The organism is Flavobacterium restrictum (assembly GCF_007097245.1).
GTDB lineage: Bacteria > Bacteroidota > Bacteroidia > Flavobacteriales > Flavobacteriaceae > Flavobacterium > Flavobacterium restrictum.
Window position 1 is genome coordinate 33027 of sequence record NZ_VJZT01000005.1, and the last position, 15621, is coordinate 48647.

A 15621-nucleotide genomic window follows, 5' to 3' on the forward strand; every position below is an offset into this window, starting at 1 on the left:
TTAGTCGTTAAAAAAGATTTCTGAAAATTTTTCTAAAATTGGCCCTTCTACAATTTTGTCTTTAATCAAAAATAAACAGGCTGTGACTAGCAAATACATACCGCCAACGATTAAAAACCCCATTGCATTACTGTCAAGCCTGTCCCCTATTGCAAGTGCTGCCGCAATAGAACAAAACAATAAAACCATACTAAAACACAAAAGAATCAAGGTAAACTTCAAAATCATAGTAGTCGATTTCATAGCCACTTTAAAACCCCAAAGTTTGTAATACGCAACATTGCTATCGATGCAAGCTTGCAACTGTTCTTGAAAATCTTCGGTTTGTTCTTTTATTTCTTCAAAAGCCATAGCCGTAATTATTTTTGGAATTTCGCATTCTTGATTTTAAGTTCGGCTAATTTCTCTTCTAAAAATGAAATTACATCTTCGGTTTTATGACTTGCTTTGGAAACCATGTTTTCGAAATTTCCTTCCAAATCATCTTTGGCCAAATATACTTGCTCCACAAATTCATTTGATGCCGAGGCTAATTTTTCGTTCCAATCATTTTTAGTATCATCAAAACCGTCTTTCAATTTTTTTCGAGTGTTTACGCCTTTATCAGGAGCAAATAATATTCCAAGACCTGCGCCAATTGCAGCACCCGTCAAAAGTGCCAATAAAGTATTTCCTGTGCTATTTGACATAATTTTCAATTTTTAAAATTTCTAATTATAAAGATACGGGTTTTTTAACAATGGTGTGTTAACAAGTTATTAAAGTCGATAAAAAGACATCAAAACCGTAAATAAAAGGTTTTGTTTAATCCGTTTTGAATAAATGTAATTAGAGCTGTTTCTTTGAAAAAACTGCCTTAAAAACGATTTATGAAGGTGGTTTTTGATTGATAAAAATGATGGTTTTTAAAAAATCAATCGTTAAAACAAATAATCAAAAAAAGCGCTTCAAAAAGCGCTTTCTATTGTTTTTATTTATTCAAAACCTGTTCGATAAATTCCGATTCTCTTTCGGTAGTACTTTTTGAAGGATTGGATTGTAATTTCAAAATTTCATCTCTGAAGGAATGAACCAAATCCAAATTAGTTTCTAAATCTCGTAAATTTAAAAGTGCTCTTGAACGAACAAATGTCGATTCGCTTCGCAAGGACATCAAATACAATTTAGAAACGGCTTCCTTATCAAAATCAGCCGATTTTAAACTAGAATATTTCAAAATAAATTGAGCAAACAACAGGGACGTTTTGTTATTATTGATGTTTTTCTTGAAAGCGTTTTGCAACAAACTATAATTAGCAATTCCTGCCAAGGTCTCCCCTATTGCTTTTCGGATTGCAATACGTTCCTCTCTAGTGGCAACTTTAAAATATTTGTTGATGTCTTTTAGCGCATTATTAAGGCTATTTTCTTCTTTCTTTCCTTTTTCTTCCCAAGCATCTTTGAGTCCAACTGTTTTGTTAAACACTAATTTAGAGTTGGTTGTGTCTTTATCAACAGTAAAATAACCCAAACGTTGGAACTGAAAATGATCACCTGCTATTGCTGTAGCTAAACTTGGTTCCACAAATCCTTTTACGGTTTGTAACGAGTTTGAATTCATAAAATCCAAGAAATTTTTCTCCTTATGACTGTCTGGTGCTTCGTCTATAAATAATCTGTCGTATAAGCGAACCTCGGCTTCCACAGCATGTTTTATAGCAACCCAATGCAAGGTTCCTGCTACTTTTCTTTTAGAAGCTTCACTCCCACTGCCGCTCAAAGAATCAGTATCATAAGTGGCGTGAATTTCAATACTATTTCCATCTGAATCTTTGATAACTTTTTCTGCTTTAATGATATACGCATTTTTTAATCGCACTTCATTTCCAATAGACAAACGGAAAAATTTAGCTGGAGCTACTTCTAGAAAGTCTTCTCTTTCGATGTATAATTCACGGGAAAAAGGAACTTTTCTAAAACCCGCTGCTTCCTCTTCTTGATTATTTTCGGCATCCAAAAATTCTTCTTTCCCTTCTGGATAATTCGTAATTACGAGTTTTATAGGATCTAAAACTGCCATAACCCTTGGTGCCTTTTTGTTTAAATCTTCTCGCAAACAAAAATCCAAAAGCGACACATCAATCACGTTTTCTCTTTTGGCTACACCTATACTTTCACAAAATTTTCTAATTGATGCTGCCGTATATCCTCTTCGTCGCAAACCTGAAATGGTTGGCATTCTAGGATCGTCCCAGCCATTTACTCTGTTTTCTTGAACCAATTGCAATAGTTTTCGCTTGCTCATAACCGTGTAATTAAGGTTCAAACGGGCAAATTCGTATTGGTGTGGTCTTACTTTATCTACGTCATTAGACTGTGAACTAGATTCAGGGTATATTTGATCTAAAAACCAATCGTATAATTCCCGGTGCATCACAAATTCTAGGGTGCAAATAGAATGCGAAATGTGCTCGATATAATCGCTTTCGCCATGGGCATAATCATACATGGGGTAAATATTCCAATCGTTTCCAGTGCGGTGATGGTGGCGGTGCAAAATACGGTACATCAAAGGATCCCGCATCAACATATTGGTCGAAGCCATATCAATTTTGGCACGTAAAACGTGACTCCCTTCTGGGAAATCTCCATTTTTCATGCCTTCAAACAAAGTCAAATTTTCTTCAACAGAACGATTTCTAAAAGGTCCATCCACACCTGGTTGCGTGGGAGTTCCTTTTTGGATTGCCATTGCTTCAGACGATTGACTGTCTATATAGGCTTTTCCGTTTTTAATCATCGCAACCGCCCAATCGTATAATTGCTGAAAATAATCAGATGAATACAATTCCTCACTCCATTGAAAACCCAACCAAAGCAAGTCCTCTTTGATAGCATCTACATATTCCTGCTCCTCTTTGGCGGGATTGGTATCGTCAAAACGTAAATTAACTGGCGCATTGTACTTTAGACCCAAGCCAAAATTCAAACAAATGGATTTGGCATGGCCAATATGTAAATACCCATTAGGTTCTGGTGGAAAACGAAAGCGTAAATTCTCTTGAGGAAAACCGCTTGCTAAACTGTCTTCGATAATTTGTTCTATGAAATGAAGTGATTTCTCTTCTGCTGCCATTATTTATGAATTTGAACGGCAAAGATAAAAAATTAGATGAGAGATAATAGACTTGGGGATAATAGACTTTCAATTAAATTTATTGCTATTTTTGTATAAATATTGAAAGTTATGAGACAAGTTACAGTTACAATTCCGGATGAATACTATGATAATTTGATAGAATTTTTGAAGCCTATTCCTGATACTGTTGTTGATAACAGGGAAGAGGAATATAATAAAAAAATTCAAGAAATGGTTTTAGAACGTGTAAAAAATTCTAAACCAGAAGATTATGTCGATGCTAGAGAATCTGTACAAAGATTAAAACTCAAATATGGCTTTTAAAGTACAGCAACAAATTCGTGCAGAATTAGAACTTGACGAAATTATTTATTATTACGAAAATATTCAAATTGGTTTGGGAAATAGATTTTTAATTGACTATGAAAATCTAATTGATACATTAGAAACATATCCTTTTTTTGAGCAAAAATATAATATCATAAGAAAATTACCTTTCAAAAAATTTCCGTACACAATTCACTTTCAAATAGATGAATTTGAAAATATAGTTTATATTGAATCTATATCTTGTGATTATCAAAATCCTTCAAATACAAGACTAAAACTATAAAAATGGGCATTATAACACTTAAAAACATCCGTACGTTTTCCTATCACGGCTGTTTAATCGAAGAAAGCAAAATAGGATCTGACTATAGCATTGATCTTGAAGTAAAAACAAATTTAACGAAATCAGCAAAGTCAGACGATTTAAAAGACACTGTAGATTATGTTCATCTCAATGCAATTGTAGTCCAAGAAATGGCTATTAGAGCTAATTTGTTAGAACATGTTGCCAAAAGAATCGCAGATAGAGTGCTGCAGGAACTACCAACTGTAGCAAAAATAACCGTGGGCGTCTCTAAAATAAATCCTCCTATAGGTGGTGATGTTGAAGAAGTTACTATACAAATAGTCCAAAAAAGGAAATAAGTTTTAAAAAAAACAAACTTTAAGCTTCCAAATTTTAAAGTTTTTAGTTACTTTTGCCATCCGTTCAACTACGGCGTCGTGGCCGAGCGGCTAGGCTGGGCTCTGCAAAAGCTCCTACTCCGGTTCGAATCCGGACGATGCCTCTAAAACCTTCAAGGAAACTTGGAGGTTTTTTTGTGGGAAATTTTTATAAAAAATTAAGTAAAGTTAGGGTTCGAATCCGGACGATGCCTCCAAAAGAGATACAGCAATGTGTCTCTTTTTTTGTGATAAATTTTTAGAAAAAATTAAGTAAAGTTAGGGCTCGAATCCGGACGATGCCTCCAAAAGAGATACAGCAATGTGTCTCTTTTTTTTTGTGATAAAATTTTTAGAAAAAATTAGGTGATGTTATGGTTCGAATCTGGACGATGCTTCAAGAAGAGATACAGGGATGTGTCTCTTTTTTTTTGTGATAAATTTTTAGGAAAAATTAAGTAAAGTTAGGGCTCGAATCCGAACGATGCCTCTAAAAAAGATACAGCAATGTGTCTCTTTTTTTTGCTTTAATTATTTAGTTCTGTCAACATATTCTAAAGAACCTCCCAAACAATCATTCTCACCAGTTAAATAACCTTTATTAAAAAGTATATGAGCAAATGCCTTCATTTCGGAATCAGAAAGTCGAATTGAAAACTTTTTTTTATTTTTAATAATTTCAATTGCCTTGTCAAAATTGTATTTAGTTGGAATTTCATCTAAAAGTTTTGAATCATAGTCAAAAAAAGAGATGTTATTAAGAGCTTTTTTATTCTTAAACTCAAAATATCTATCTTTTTTACCTTTTGCAAAATCTAAAACTTTTTTTTCTCCTTTAGTATCATACTTTACATTTAATTCAATGTGTAATGCTCCTGAAACAAAATTTCCTTTGGTACAAACTTCCTTTATTTCTCCTGTATTTAGATCTTTAATTTTAATTACAGTAAAATAGCTAAATGTTGAGCTATTTTGTACCGCTTTTATAAAGTTTAAATACTTTACCTTCTCAACATTAATTGTTTTGTAATCCTTTCGATGATAACTTAACAATGGTAAGATCATAACTAATATTAAAATAGAAATAAATACTTTCATAAAATTACACATTTCATTAATATATAATTACTTATCAATCTTCTCCAATGCATTTTTTACCATTTCTTTTTCTTTAGGGAACCAACCTTGTGTGATTAAAACCACTCCAAAAATCATTAAAACAATACTGATTCCCTTCTTGATTTTAAGGATATTGGTAGGTGTCATTTTTGTTTTTAATTTCTTGGCTAATACAATTTTAATGCAATCCACTAGCAAATACGAAAGGATTACAGTAATAAAAAAAGTCATCATTCGAGAGGTTTTCATGTCTAATTTTGGCCCCATAGAAATAATAATGGCCAACCAAAAACCTAGAACTCCAATGTTTATAATGTTCAAAAAGAAACCTTTAACTAATAAACTACCGTAGTTTTTCTTTAGAATTTCATTATTTAAAACGTCATCAGGTAGGTTGTCTACTTTTTTTAATTTTATAAACGAAATGATTCCGTACGACAGCATTACTATACCTCCAAAAATAAAAAGAGCTGGCTTGTCCTTAAGGCTTTGTATCAAGCGATAACTCCCTAAATAAGCAATAGATATAAAAACAATATCGCCTAGTATGACACCTAGATCAAATACTAATGCTGCCCTAAATCCTTTGGTAATACTAGTTTCTATTAGTATAAAAAAGACGGGCCCAATCATAAAACTTAAAAAAATTCCCCAAGGAATTCCAGATAAAATATCGTTTACCATCAAAAATAGAAATTGTTTTTTTGTTAATCTTCCTTAATTGTTCCGCCAAGAACTGTTTTTTTATTGATTTGTTTTGGCTTACCATAAATCGTTATTACTCCTCCTGCTCTAGTTTTTGCGTTTACTAAATCAGTGGCAAAAACATCCGCATAACCGCCTGCATTTACAGACACGGTTACTTGGGAACTGCTGCAATTTTCTCCTTCAAATTTTCCTCCTGAATTCGTTACAACGTCAAGATTTTTTGTAGCCCCTGATAGATTTACCACGGCACCATTAGCACTTGTAACGGTAATTTTTTCGGCATTCACTATTGCTTTTATCTGTGCTCCTTCTTTTGCGATAAGCGTAAAATCAATAGCATTAATTTCGGTATTACAAGAAACATACGAACCTTCATTGGCTTCTATAGCTTCTAAATCTTTAAAATAAACAGTCGCCACGAGATCATCACCATTTAAAAATTTGCCTATTGGAAGTCTTATTTTTAATTCGCCGTTGTTGTTCAAAACTTCGGCTTCGGCTTCCCATTTTCCTTCTAATGTGATTTTATTTTCATCGGCTGCTACTAATTTAACTGTAATTTTATCAAAAGCGGTTACTTTATTAAAATCTCCAACGTTTTTAGTGACTTGTCCCTGTGCATAGTATGCCATAAATAACACTGCAACTACTAGTATTTTTTTCATTTTTTTTACATTTAAAAGTTATCGAATCATTCCTCCTAATGAAACGATTCAAAGTTGGTATTATTTTTATACTGTACAAAACCTTTTCAAAATGAACTTTTTTTGCTAAAAAATTCAGTTATGAATTCTTTCTCAAATAATAAAAATCCAATTGTTTTTTGACTAGATCGGCAGTTTTTACTTTTACATAAATCTCGTCTCCTAACTGTAAAACACTTTTGGTAGTTTGACCAATTAAGGCATATTGTTTTTCGTCGAATACAAAATAATCGTCTTTGATTTCGCGAATTCTCACCATTCCTTCGCATTTATTTTCGATGATTTCTACAAAAATTCCAAACTCGGTAACACCTGAAATAACGCCCAAAAATTCTTGATCTTTGTGATCTTGCATGTATTTAATCTGCATGTATTTAATCGAATCCCGTTCGGCTTTAGTAGCTAAACCTTCCATTTGGGAACAATGAATACATTTGGATTCAAAAATTTCTTCACTAGCCGATTTTCCTCCATCTAAATAAAATTGTAACAATCGGTGCACCATTACATCCGGATAACGACGAATAGGCGACGTAAAATGACTGTAATAATCAAATGCTAAACCATAATGCCCAATATTGTCAGTAGAATATTTAGCTTTACTCATCGAGCGAATGGCCAGTGTATCAATCAAATTTTGTTCTTTTTTTCCACGTACTTCTTCCATCAATTCATTCAAAGCGTGCGCTACTGAACCTCCGGCAAAATCAACGGTATAACCAAATTTTTTGATTAATTCCTGCATCGCCAAAAGCTTATCTTCATTTGGTTCGTCGTGTATTCTATAGATAAATGTCTTTTTTTGTTTGCCAATAAATTCAGCTACTTTTTTATTAGCCAAAAGCATAAATTCTTCAATCAAATGATTGGAATCTTTACTTTCTTTGAAATAAACGCTTTCTGGATTTCCACTATCTGATAAGTTGAATTTTACTTCCACTTTATCAAATGACAAAGCTCCTGCATCCATTCGTTTTTGACGCATAATTTTGGCTAATTCATCCAGTTTTAAAGTAGCATAAACAATTTCGTCCGAAACTTTATACGATTCTCCTATGATAGATATTTCCAGCGGAATTACATTTTCTTTGGTTTCAATTATAAATTGCGCTTCCTCATAAGCAAAACGCTGATTGGAATCGATTACAGTTCGACCAAACCATTGATTTTTGATAACGGCTTTGTCATTCAATTCAAAAATAGCCGAAAAAGTATATTTTTCTTCGTTTGGACGCAAGGAACAAGCAAAGTTAGACAAGACTTCGGGCAACATGGGTACTACTCTATCTACTAAATAAACAGATGTAGCCCTGTTATACGCTTCGTCGTCCAAAATTGTTCCTTCTTGAAGATAATGTGACACATCGGCAATATGAATCCCAATTTCGTAGTTTCCGTTATCCAAAACTTTAAACGAAAGAGCATCATCAAAATCTTTTGCATCTTTTGGATCTATAGTAAAAGTTAGCGTTTGGCGCATATCTCTACGCTTCAATATTTCATCTTCTTGAATAGAAGTATCAATTTGCTGGGCAAAAGTTTCCACTTCGATAGGAAATTCTGACGGTAACCCATATTCGGCAAGAATAGCGTGAATTTCGGTATCGTGTTCGCCTGGTTTTCCTAAAATTTTAGTCACCGATCCAAAAGGAGAATCGGCTTTTTTAGGCCAATCTTCAATATGAACTAGAACAACATCGCCATTTTCGGCACCACCCATTTTATCTTTTGGAATAAAAATATCGGTGTACATTTTAGGATTGGCGGTAGATACAAAAGCAAAATTAGGTTGAATGGCTATTACACCCACAAAATCAGTTTTGGCTCTTTCGACCACTTCCATTACTTCGCCTTCGGGACGTTTACCTTTTCTGCGATTGTAGACATAGACTTTTACTTTGTCTTTGTCCAAAGCACGATTCAAATTATTAGTAGGAATAAATACATCTTCGCCAAATTCAGGACAAATAAAATAAGCGGTTTTTCTGCCCGTCATATCAATTGTTCCTTCATAATAATCTTCGGAAATGGCTTTGACAAGGTATTTTCCAGGTTCGGATTCAATGATTGCTTTTTGGGCAGCCAATAGTTTTAAATCGTGGATTATTTCGTTTCTGGACTTGGTATCATCTACTTCCAAAATGGCTGCAATTTGCTTAAAATTAAAGGCTTTGTTGCTATTTTGGGTTAAAATTTGTACAATTTTATTCGAGAAATCTTTCTCTTTTTTGACCGGCTTTCTTACTCTTTTACTCATATAAGTTTTCTTAAAAGTCTAAAATTACGAAATAGTTACTCGTTTTACGTTAACGACTTGGAGTTTTAAATAAAATATAACTTTAAATATTAATTGTATCTTTATAAAAAGAACACCAATGGAAGATTTTGAAACAATTGCTATTTTTAATTATTCGTATGAAATTGTAGTTTTAAAGCATATTTTGGATCAAGAACGAATTGCCTATTTTTTCGAAAACGAGGCCACCTTGTCGGTAGTTCCATTTTATTCGGCTGCTTTGGGTGGTATTAAACTCAAAGTGCATCGAAACGATTTTGAAATCGTTCAAACTATACTGGACAATTTGAATTCTAATTTATCCATTGTATAAATTTTTCTTTTTTTGAAAATCTCAAAAGTTGTCAACATCTATTAAAAACAACAAAAAGAAAAAGTAAATTTAAAATCTTTTTTAATGGTTATTATAGCGTGTTAATAGCTACTATAAATTTTTTGAAAAAGGAATTGAAATCAAGTTAAAAGATGTTATTTTGAGTTATCAACAACCTTAAAAATAGCTAAAGTTTTAGTTTTAAAGCTTTTTGATTATTTAATTAACAATGGTTAATAATTCAAAATCATTTCTTTTTGTATATAACTCTTTTTTGTTTTTTTGTTGACAAACTGTTCTTGAGTATTAATAACTTTTATAAAAAAGGTACAAACTAAATTAGGTTTTCTAACTTGGGTTTTGGATTAGTTTTTTTATTCGAACAACCCAAAAAAACTTCTAAAAAACTATCTAAAGTTATAAACATTTTATGTTAACTTAACGTTAACTGAATATCAAGTAGTTAGGTTTTGCTATTAACAATGCAAAAAATTAACATTTTAATTACATACTATACATTGATTGCTAGTAGTTTGCATTATTTTAAAAATCCTTATAAAACACACTTATCTCGTAACCTGGTAGTTATAATTATAGTTGCTTTTATTTATAAAAAAGGAATTATCAACGTAAAAAGAATCGGATTAAGAGCCAAGAAAACTAATTTTCTTTGGTTAAATTTGCAGCGCACAACTAAATAGTTATACCATGAAGATTTCAATAGGAAATGATCACGCAGGACCAGAATATAAAAAAGCAATTGTTAGTATGCTTGAAGCCAAAGGATATGCCGTTACCAACTACGGAACTGATTCCGAGGATTCGGTAGATTATCCTGATTTTGCACATCCAGTTGCACAAGATATTAGCGAAGGCAAAGCCGATTTTGGTGTTGTAATTTGCGGCAGCGGTAATGGAATTGCCATGACTGTAAATAAACACGCCAAAGTACGCGCAGGTTTGTGTTGGACCAAAGAAATTGCTTACTTGACACGCTTGCACAATGATGCTAATGTGGTAAGTATTCCAGCTCGTTTCACCTCTATTCCGCAAGCAGTAGAAATTGTAGCAACTTTTTTAGAAACTCAATTTGAAGGCGGAAGACACCAAAACAGAGTTGATAAAATAAGCAAAATGTGCTAGTTTATAACTACTAAAAATACAAAACGGAAGTTTTCTTAAATAAAATTTTTAAGAAAACTTCCGTTTTTTAGTCAATAAAACAGTAATTCGGTCAATAAACTGACCGAATTAACGTTAATTCGGTCAGTCAACTGACCGAATTAACGTTTTTTGATTATATTTGCATTGTAATTCTAAAGAATTTAAAATGTCAAACTATTATAAAAGAGCCGTTTTAACTGAATTTCACAAAAAATTGTTGCCCAATAAAGTATTAGTTTTGTTGGGGGCAAGGCGAGTGGGCAAAACAGCCTTAATCAAAAATTATCTAGAAACAATCCCTTCAGATTCCTATTTGCAATTGAACGGAGAAGACAAAAACGATGCTAATTTGTTAAAAGAACGTTCGGTAAGCAATTACAAGCGACTTTTGGCAAATGTACCCTTATTAGTAATTGACGAAGCGCAACATATCCCAGATATAGGAATGATTCTCAAATTGATAGTGGACTCTATTGACGGCATAAAAATTATTGCAACAGGTTCGTCTGTATTTGATTTGTCCAATAATTTAGGAGAACCTTTGGTGGGTCGAAAAAACACGATATATTTATTTCCGCTGTCGCAAATAGAGTTTTCGGAAAAAGAAAATTATAAGAAAACTATCGAAAATTTAGAGCAAAGATTAATTTTTGGAAGTTATCCAGAACTAGAGCAATATGAAGATTGGGGAAGCAAAGAAGATTATATTAACGAGATTATAAACTCGTATTTGTTAAAAGATATTTTGATTTTTGATGGTATAAAACATTCTGACAAAGTGTATGATTTACTGCGTTTAATTGCTTTTCAAGTAGGTCAAGAGGTTTCGTTGCTCGAGCTAGCCACTCAATTGCAAATGTCCAAAAACACAGTTGCCAACTATTTGGATCTACTTTCTAAAGTTTTTGTTTTGTTTAAAGTAGAAGGATTTAGTCGCAATCTTCGTAAAGAAATAGTAAAATCGTCTCGATGGTATTTTTATGATAATGGTATTAGAAACGGCATTATCAACAATTTTAATACAATTGAAAATCGCAATGATATTGGTGGTCTTTGGGAAAACTATCTAGCATCCGAAAGAATAAAAAAACAGCATTACCAAAAAATAAAAACCAACAATTATTTTTGGCGTACCTACGATCAACAAGAATTGGATTGGCTAGAAGAAATAGGAGATAACTTGACCGGCTACGAATTCAAATGGAATGAAAACCGGAAATCAAAAATACCAGGCGCTTTCGCAAAAGGATATCCCGATGCGAGTTTTGAGGTGATTAACAAGCAGAATTACTTGGAATTTATAATGTAAAAACAGTAAAACCTAAATTTTAAAAAGATTTAAAAAAAGACAAAAAAGAAATAAAATAAAGTAAGAATATTTTTTAATTTTACTCCAAATTAAACCGAATGAAAAAATATATTGTATTGTTTTTGTTTTCTTTCCAATTGTATTCACAAGAAAAATCAAAAATAGTTTACAGCAATGAAACTCTTGTTATTAACTCCGGTAAAACCTTGGAAATTGAAACTTTTGTTTCAGAAAGCAGAGCAATTTCAAAAAGTAAAAATACTTGGGAATACTCCATTCGAATTCCATTTGATAGTTTCAGCGAAATTTCAAATATTAAAGGCTCAACATTTATTTCAAGGACTAATAAGAGAGAGGATTTAAGTTCATCTGCAATTGGTACTTTTGACGCAAAAAACGACGAGGTTTATAAAAGTGACAACAAATTCAAATTTTTTGTATTACCAAAAGTAGAAGACAATTCTACAATTGAATTTTCGTATAAAAGTAAACTCAAACAACCTCGGTTTTTATCGTCGTTTCGGTTTCAAAACCCAATAAAAACAGAAACCGCAAAATTTCAAATCAGATGTCAATCTACAACAGAAATAGGGTATAAAATTTTTGGAAATTACCAAGACAAAATAGTTTTTACTAAAGTTAAACAAGGAGATTTAGACATTTATACATGGGAAGCAACGGATATTCCAGAATTTGAAGCAGAAGATGATATGCCAAGTTCACTTTATTTTATGCCACACCTTATTTATTACATTAAAAGTTATGAAAAAGAGGGCAAAAAAGAAGAATTATTAGGAACGCCAGAACAATTATACCAATGGTATTATTCGCTTCTAAAAAACATTAATAAAACCGATGAAACAGCTTTAAAGAACAAAACAGTAGAATTGATTAAAGGTAAAAGCTCTGATTTTGAAAAAGCAAAATCGATTTATCATTGGGTGCAACAAAATGTACATTATGTAGCTTTTGAGGATGGAATGGGCGGTTTTGTTCCTAGAGAAGCTTCGGATATTTTTCAGAAATTATATGGAGATTGCAAGGATATGGCGAATCTTTTGAACCAAATGTTGCGATATGCACAATTGGATTCTAATCTTACTTGGATAGGAACACGAAGCAAACCCTATACGTATGAAGATGTGCCCACCCCGCTGGTAGACAATCACATGATTGCCAATCTGATCATTGATGGTAAAAATTATTTTCTGGATGCAACCGACAAATTTTGTCCATTTACATTTCCTTCTGCAATGATTCAAGGCAAAGAAGCTTTAATAGGTAAATCAGAAAAAGAATTCAGATTAGAAAAGGTTCCCGAAGTAGAGTCTACCCAAAATAAGACAACAATTTCAATGAAATTGAATCTAGAAAATAATCATATTGTTGGGGATGTAACTGCTACTATTTTAGGATTAAACAAGAGTTATTTATTAAACACTCTTTCAGCTAACAACCAAAAAGAAAATGAAATTTGGAAAAAAATTCTTACTGAAAACAACCAGAAAATACAGTTGGAGATTCAAGAATTGCAAAAAAAAGACTACCAAGAACAGCCTTCAAAAGCCATCTTTAAATTAAAATTAGAAGACGGAGTAAAGGATGTCAACGGAAAATTATTATTGAAACCCCTGTTACTTTTTCCTTTAAAAGAAAGTTTGATAGATATTGAAAAAAGAAAACTTTCTATCGAAAACGACCTTGCTTATGTTTACGAAATCCAGTACGAATATCAATTGCCATTGGATTATAAAGTAGAATTTTTGCCAGAAAACTCAAAAACAGAAAACGATTTAGGAAGTTTTGATATTCAATACAAGGCTCTGAAAAACACCATTACTGTAAACCAAAAAATAGAATCCAAAAAATTACTATTAGAAACCAAAGATTTTGCCCTTTGGAATTCTTTCATAAAAGCATTAACTAAACAATACAACCAATCCATAATTCTTTCCAAATGATAAAAAAAATAGCCTTTATTTTTGTCTTATTAGCCTCGTTTCAAAGTTATTCCCAAGAAATAAAAAATTATACTTGGGACGAAAAGCCAACCTTTAAGGAAATCCCGGAAGAATACAAAAACCAACCTGCGGTAGTTTTGTTAGACAAACGCTGGATACATACTCGTGTTGGAGGATATGCTTATGCCACCTTTGGAATGAATCATTTTGCCATAAAGATCAACAAAGCCGAGGAAATCAATAAATACAATAAAATTAAAGCCCAAGACAATGGATATATCCGCAATGTTCGAGATTTTCATGCTCGCATAATTAAACCTAACGGGGAAATAAAAATATTACCGCAAGACAAAATTATCGAAACAACAGAAGATAAAGTAAAATCGATAGTTTTTGAAGGCGTAGAAGCGGGAGATATTTTGGAATATTATTTCATTATAAAAGAAAATCCATCGTCCTATGGGGTAGAAGTTTTCCAAAAAGAAATTCCGGTGTTGTTTGCCGAATTTACACATTCGCAAGAAGGTGTAAAATTTCAAACTTTTGCTTCTCCAGAGTTTAAAGAAAGTAGTTTCAGTAACAAATCTGTAACAACAGCCACTAATATTCCGCCTTATAAAGAAGAGTCCAATGCACGAAACATAAAAAATTTAGTGAAGTTAATTTATATGGTTTCAACTCCTGGAATGGATACTTACAATTGGAATTCTTTCTTCCCACAATATCTTTCTAAACCGTCTTTTCAATATTTTAAAAAAACTCAAGCCAGAGAATTTATTCAAAACTTAAACATTGGAACCGAAACAACCGAAGAAAAATTAATTAAAATCGATGAATATATAAAAACTAATTTCGATTTTATTGGCAAAGGAGAAACCGCTCAAAAAATCACGAATTTAAATACAGGAAAGCAAAAATTAACGGCAAATGATGTTTTCGATTTGTATGGATTTACGCTCAAAGAATTAAAAATTCCTTATAAAGTGGTCGCTGGAATGTCTCGTTTTATCGGAGAAGTTGATGTAGAAAAATTTGTTGTACCACTAAATCACGAATTTATGTACTACATTCCCGAAACTCAAAAATTCCTTTCCCCTTACGAAAAATACTTGTGCTATGGTTATCCAATGTACGAAGTGCAAAGTTCAAATGGGAGAACATATAATCCAGTTAATAAAGAATATTATGAATTAACTTTCCCAATTGCTCCAGCAGAATTTACAATCAATGAAACCCAAAGTAATGTATCACTTTCGGATGATTTGACAACGGCAACAATCGAAAAAACATATTCAAACACCGGATACGATGGTCAGTTGTATAGAAATGGGGTTAAATACATCAAAGAAAATGAAGACGAAAAAACACTTGCTGATTTTATCAAAAAAAGGATATTTGGCGATGAATTTGATATAAAAATAGTCAATTATACTTTCGAAAATCAAGAATTTAAATATAATTATACCAACACGCCGTTTAGTATAAAAGTAAAGGCTGAAGCCAAGGAGTCCTTGACCGAAAATGCTGGAAATCTAGTGTTGGTAAACCTCGGAAAAATGATTGGAAAACAATCTAACTTATACCAAGAAACAGATAGAAAATGGGATGTTGACATTAATTACACCAAAACATATAAACATAAAATAATTTTTGATATTCCAAAAGGATACGAGGTCGAAAGTTTCAAAGATTTAGTAATCGACAAGAAAATGGGAGGAGACGAAAGCAAAAATTGTTCTTTCAAATCTACCGCAAAAGTCGAAGGTAATCAATTGATTGTTGAGGTTTTAGAGATATACAAATCCATAAATTACCCAAAGGAAACCTATCAGGAATACAGAAATGTAGTGAATGCATCTTCAGATTTTACCAAAGCATCGGTGGTGTTGAGACCGAAGAAATAAGTACCTTTTTATTATTTTAAAAAAGCATAAAA

At 32.3% G+C, this 15621-nt stretch carries 15 protein-coding genes and 1 tRNA gene; 9 read left to right on the forward strand and 7 right to left on the reverse strand.

Annotation, left to right across the window (positions count from 1 at the left end):
* The 3 genes from FNW21_RS06475 to FNW21_RS06485 all read right to left on the reverse strand — a co-directional run bounded on the left by FNW21_RS06475 (position 1) and on the right by FNW21_RS06485 (position 3115).
* Entirely contained in the window at positions 1-351 is a 351-nt protein-coding gene (locus FNW21_RS06475; RefSeq protein ID WP_144255929.1) for a competence protein, read from the reverse strand.
* Positions 352-359: 8 nt separating this feature from the next.
* Positions 360-689 (reverse strand): YtxH domain-containing protein, encoded by a 330-nt coding sequence (locus FNW21_RS06480; RefSeq protein WP_144255930.1) that lies wholly within the window; start codon positions 687-689, stop codon positions 360-362.
* Positions 690-970: 281 nt separating this feature from the next.
* Positions 971-3115, reverse strand: a complete 2145-nt coding sequence (locus FNW21_RS06485) for a glutamine--tRNA ligase/YqeY domain fusion protein (RefSeq protein WP_144255931.1) — start codon at positions 3113-3115, stop codon at positions 971-973.
* Between the two features lie 111 nt (positions 3116-3226).
* Between FNW21_RS06485 and FNW21_RS06490 the strand changes: the two genes are divergently transcribed.
* The 4 genes from FNW21_RS06490 (at position 3227) to FNW21_RS16295 (ending at position 4236) form a co-directional block, all read left to right on the forward strand.
* A complete protein-coding gene (locus tag FNW21_RS06490; protein ID WP_144255932.1) occupies positions 3227-3442 on the forward strand; it encodes a hypothetical protein in 216 nt (71 codons plus the stop codon).
* Entirely contained in the window at positions 3432-3731 is a 300-nt protein-coding gene (locus FNW21_RS06495; RefSeq protein ID WP_144255933.1) for a type II toxin-antitoxin system RelE/ParE family toxin, read from the forward strand. The genes FNW21_RS06490 and FNW21_RS06495 overlap by 11 nt, the downstream gene beginning before the upstream one ends.
* Before the next feature lie 2 nt (positions 3732-3733).
* Positions 3734-4093: a dihydroneopterin aldolase gene (gene folB / locus FNW21_RS06500; protein ID WP_144255934.1), complete on the forward strand. Its 360-nt coding sequence runs from the start codon at positions 3734-3736 to the stop codon at positions 4091-4093.
* Between the two features lie 72 nt (positions 4094-4165).
* A tRNA-Cys gene (locus tag FNW21_RS16295) sits at positions 4166-4236 on the forward strand.
* 406 nt (positions 4237-4642) lie between these two features.
* On the opposite strand, the gene FNW21_RS06505 is transcribed toward FNW21_RS16295, so the two are convergent.
* From FNW21_RS06505 to rnr, 4 genes are all read right to left on the reverse strand, one after another.
* On the reverse strand, positions 4643-5209 hold the full coding sequence (locus tag FNW21_RS06505) for a hypothetical protein (RefSeq protein WP_144255935.1): 567 nt from the start codon (positions 5207-5209) through the stop codon (positions 4643-4645).
* Positions 5210-5236: 27 nt separating this feature from the next.
* Positions 5237-5914: a LysE family translocator gene (locus FNW21_RS06510; protein WP_144255936.1), complete on the reverse strand. Its 678-nt coding sequence runs from the start codon at positions 5912-5914 to the stop codon at positions 5237-5239.
* A gap of 23 nt (positions 5915-5937) precedes the next feature.
* Positions 5938-6603 (reverse strand): head GIN domain-containing protein, encoded by a 666-nt coding sequence (locus tag FNW21_RS06515; protein WP_144255937.1) that lies wholly within the window; start codon positions 6601-6603, stop codon positions 5938-5940.
* A 118-nt stretch (positions 6604-6721) separates the two neighbouring features.
* On the reverse strand, positions 6722-8899 hold the full coding sequence (rnr, locus tag FNW21_RS06520) for a ribonuclease R (protein WP_144255938.1): 2178 nt from the start codon (positions 8897-8899) through the stop codon (positions 6722-6724).
* 118 nt (positions 8900-9017) lie between these two features.
* Here rnr and FNW21_RS06525 point away from each other — a divergent pair, with 118 nt between their 5' ends.
* From FNW21_RS06525 to FNW21_RS06545, 5 genes are all read left to right on the forward strand, one after another.
* Complete coding sequence (locus FNW21_RS06525) at positions 9018-9251, forward strand: DUF2007 domain-containing protein (protein WP_144255939.1); 234 nt, start codon at positions 9018-9020, stop codon at positions 9249-9251.
* Between the two features lie 708 nt (positions 9252-9959).
* Entirely contained in the window at positions 9960-10394 is a 435-nt protein-coding gene (gene rpiB / locus FNW21_RS06530) for a ribose 5-phosphate isomerase B (RefSeq protein ID WP_144255940.1), read from the forward strand.
* A gap of 187 nt (positions 10395-10581) precedes the next feature.
* Positions 10582-11724 (forward strand): ATP-binding protein, encoded by a 1143-nt coding sequence (locus FNW21_RS06535; protein WP_144255941.1) that lies wholly within the window; start codon positions 10582-10584, stop codon positions 11722-11724.
* A gap of 98 nt (positions 11725-11822) precedes the next feature.
* Positions 11823-13685 carry a DUF3857 domain-containing protein gene (locus FNW21_RS06540; protein ID WP_144255942.1) on the forward strand — a complete coding sequence of 621 codons (1863 nt, stop codon included), beginning with the start codon at positions 11823-11825 and terminating at the stop codon, positions 13683-13685.
* Positions 13682-15589: a DUF3857 domain-containing protein gene (locus tag FNW21_RS06545; RefSeq protein WP_144255943.1), complete on the forward strand. Its 1908-nt coding sequence runs from the start codon at positions 13682-13684 to the stop codon at positions 15587-15589. Before FNW21_RS06540 ends, FNW21_RS06545 begins: the two co-directional genes overlap by 4 nt.
* Positions 15590-15621: the final 32 nt, after the last annotated feature.

Coding starts and splice junctions, on each gene's coding strand:
- FNW21_RS06505 (WP_144255935.1), bottom strand. CDS start 5,209: ATGAAAGTATTTATTTCTATTTTAATATTAGTTATGATCTTACCATTG.
- FNW21_RS06510 (WP_144255936.1), bottom strand. CDS start 5,914: ATGGTAAACGATATTTTATCTGGAATTCCTTGGGGAATTTTTTTAAGT.
- FNW21_RS06480 (WP_144255930.1), bottom strand. CDS start 689: ATGTCAAATAGCACAGGAAATACTTTATTGGCACTTTTGACGGGTGCT.
- FNW21_RS06475 (WP_144255929.1), bottom strand. CDS start 351: ATGGCTTTTGAAGAAATAAAAGAACAAACCGAAGATTTTCAAGAACAG.
- rpiB (WP_144255940.1), top strand. CDS start 9,960: ATGAAGATTTCAATAGGAAATGATCACGCAGGACCAGAATATAAAAAA.
- rnr (WP_144255938.1), bottom strand. CDS start 8,899: ATGAGTAAAAGAGTAAGAAAGCCGGTCAAAAAAGAGAAAGATTTCTCG.
- FNW21_RS06525 (WP_144255939.1), top strand. CDS start 9,018: ATGGAAGATTTTGAAACAATTGCTATTTTTAATTATTCGTATGAAATT.
- FNW21_RS06545 (WP_144255943.1), top strand. CDS start 13,682: ATGATAAAAAAAATAGCCTTTATTTTTGTCTTATTAGCCTCGTTTCAA.
- FNW21_RS06495 (WP_144255933.1), top strand. CDS start 3,432: ATGGCTTTTAAAGTACAGCAACAAATTCGTGCAGAATTAGAACTTGAC.
- FNW21_RS06515 (WP_144255937.1), bottom strand. CDS start 6,603: ATGAAAAAAATACTAGTAGTTGCAGTGTTATTTATGGCATACTATGCA.
- folB (WP_144255934.1), top strand. CDS start 3,734: ATGGGCATTATAACACTTAAAAACATCCGTACGTTTTCCTATCACGGC.
- FNW21_RS06535 (WP_144255941.1), top strand. CDS start 10,582: ATGTCAAACTATTATAAAAGAGCCGTTTTAACTGAATTTCACAAAAAA.
- FNW21_RS06485 (WP_144255931.1), bottom strand. CDS start 3,115: ATGGCAGCAGAAGAGAAATCACTTCATTTCATAGAACAAATTATCGAA.
- FNW21_RS06490 (WP_144255932.1), top strand. CDS start 3,227: ATGAGACAAGTTACAGTTACAATTCCGGATGAATACTATGATAATTTG.
- FNW21_RS06540 (WP_144255942.1), top strand. CDS start 11,823: ATGAAAAAATATATTGTATTGTTTTTGTTTTCTTTCCAATTGTATTCA.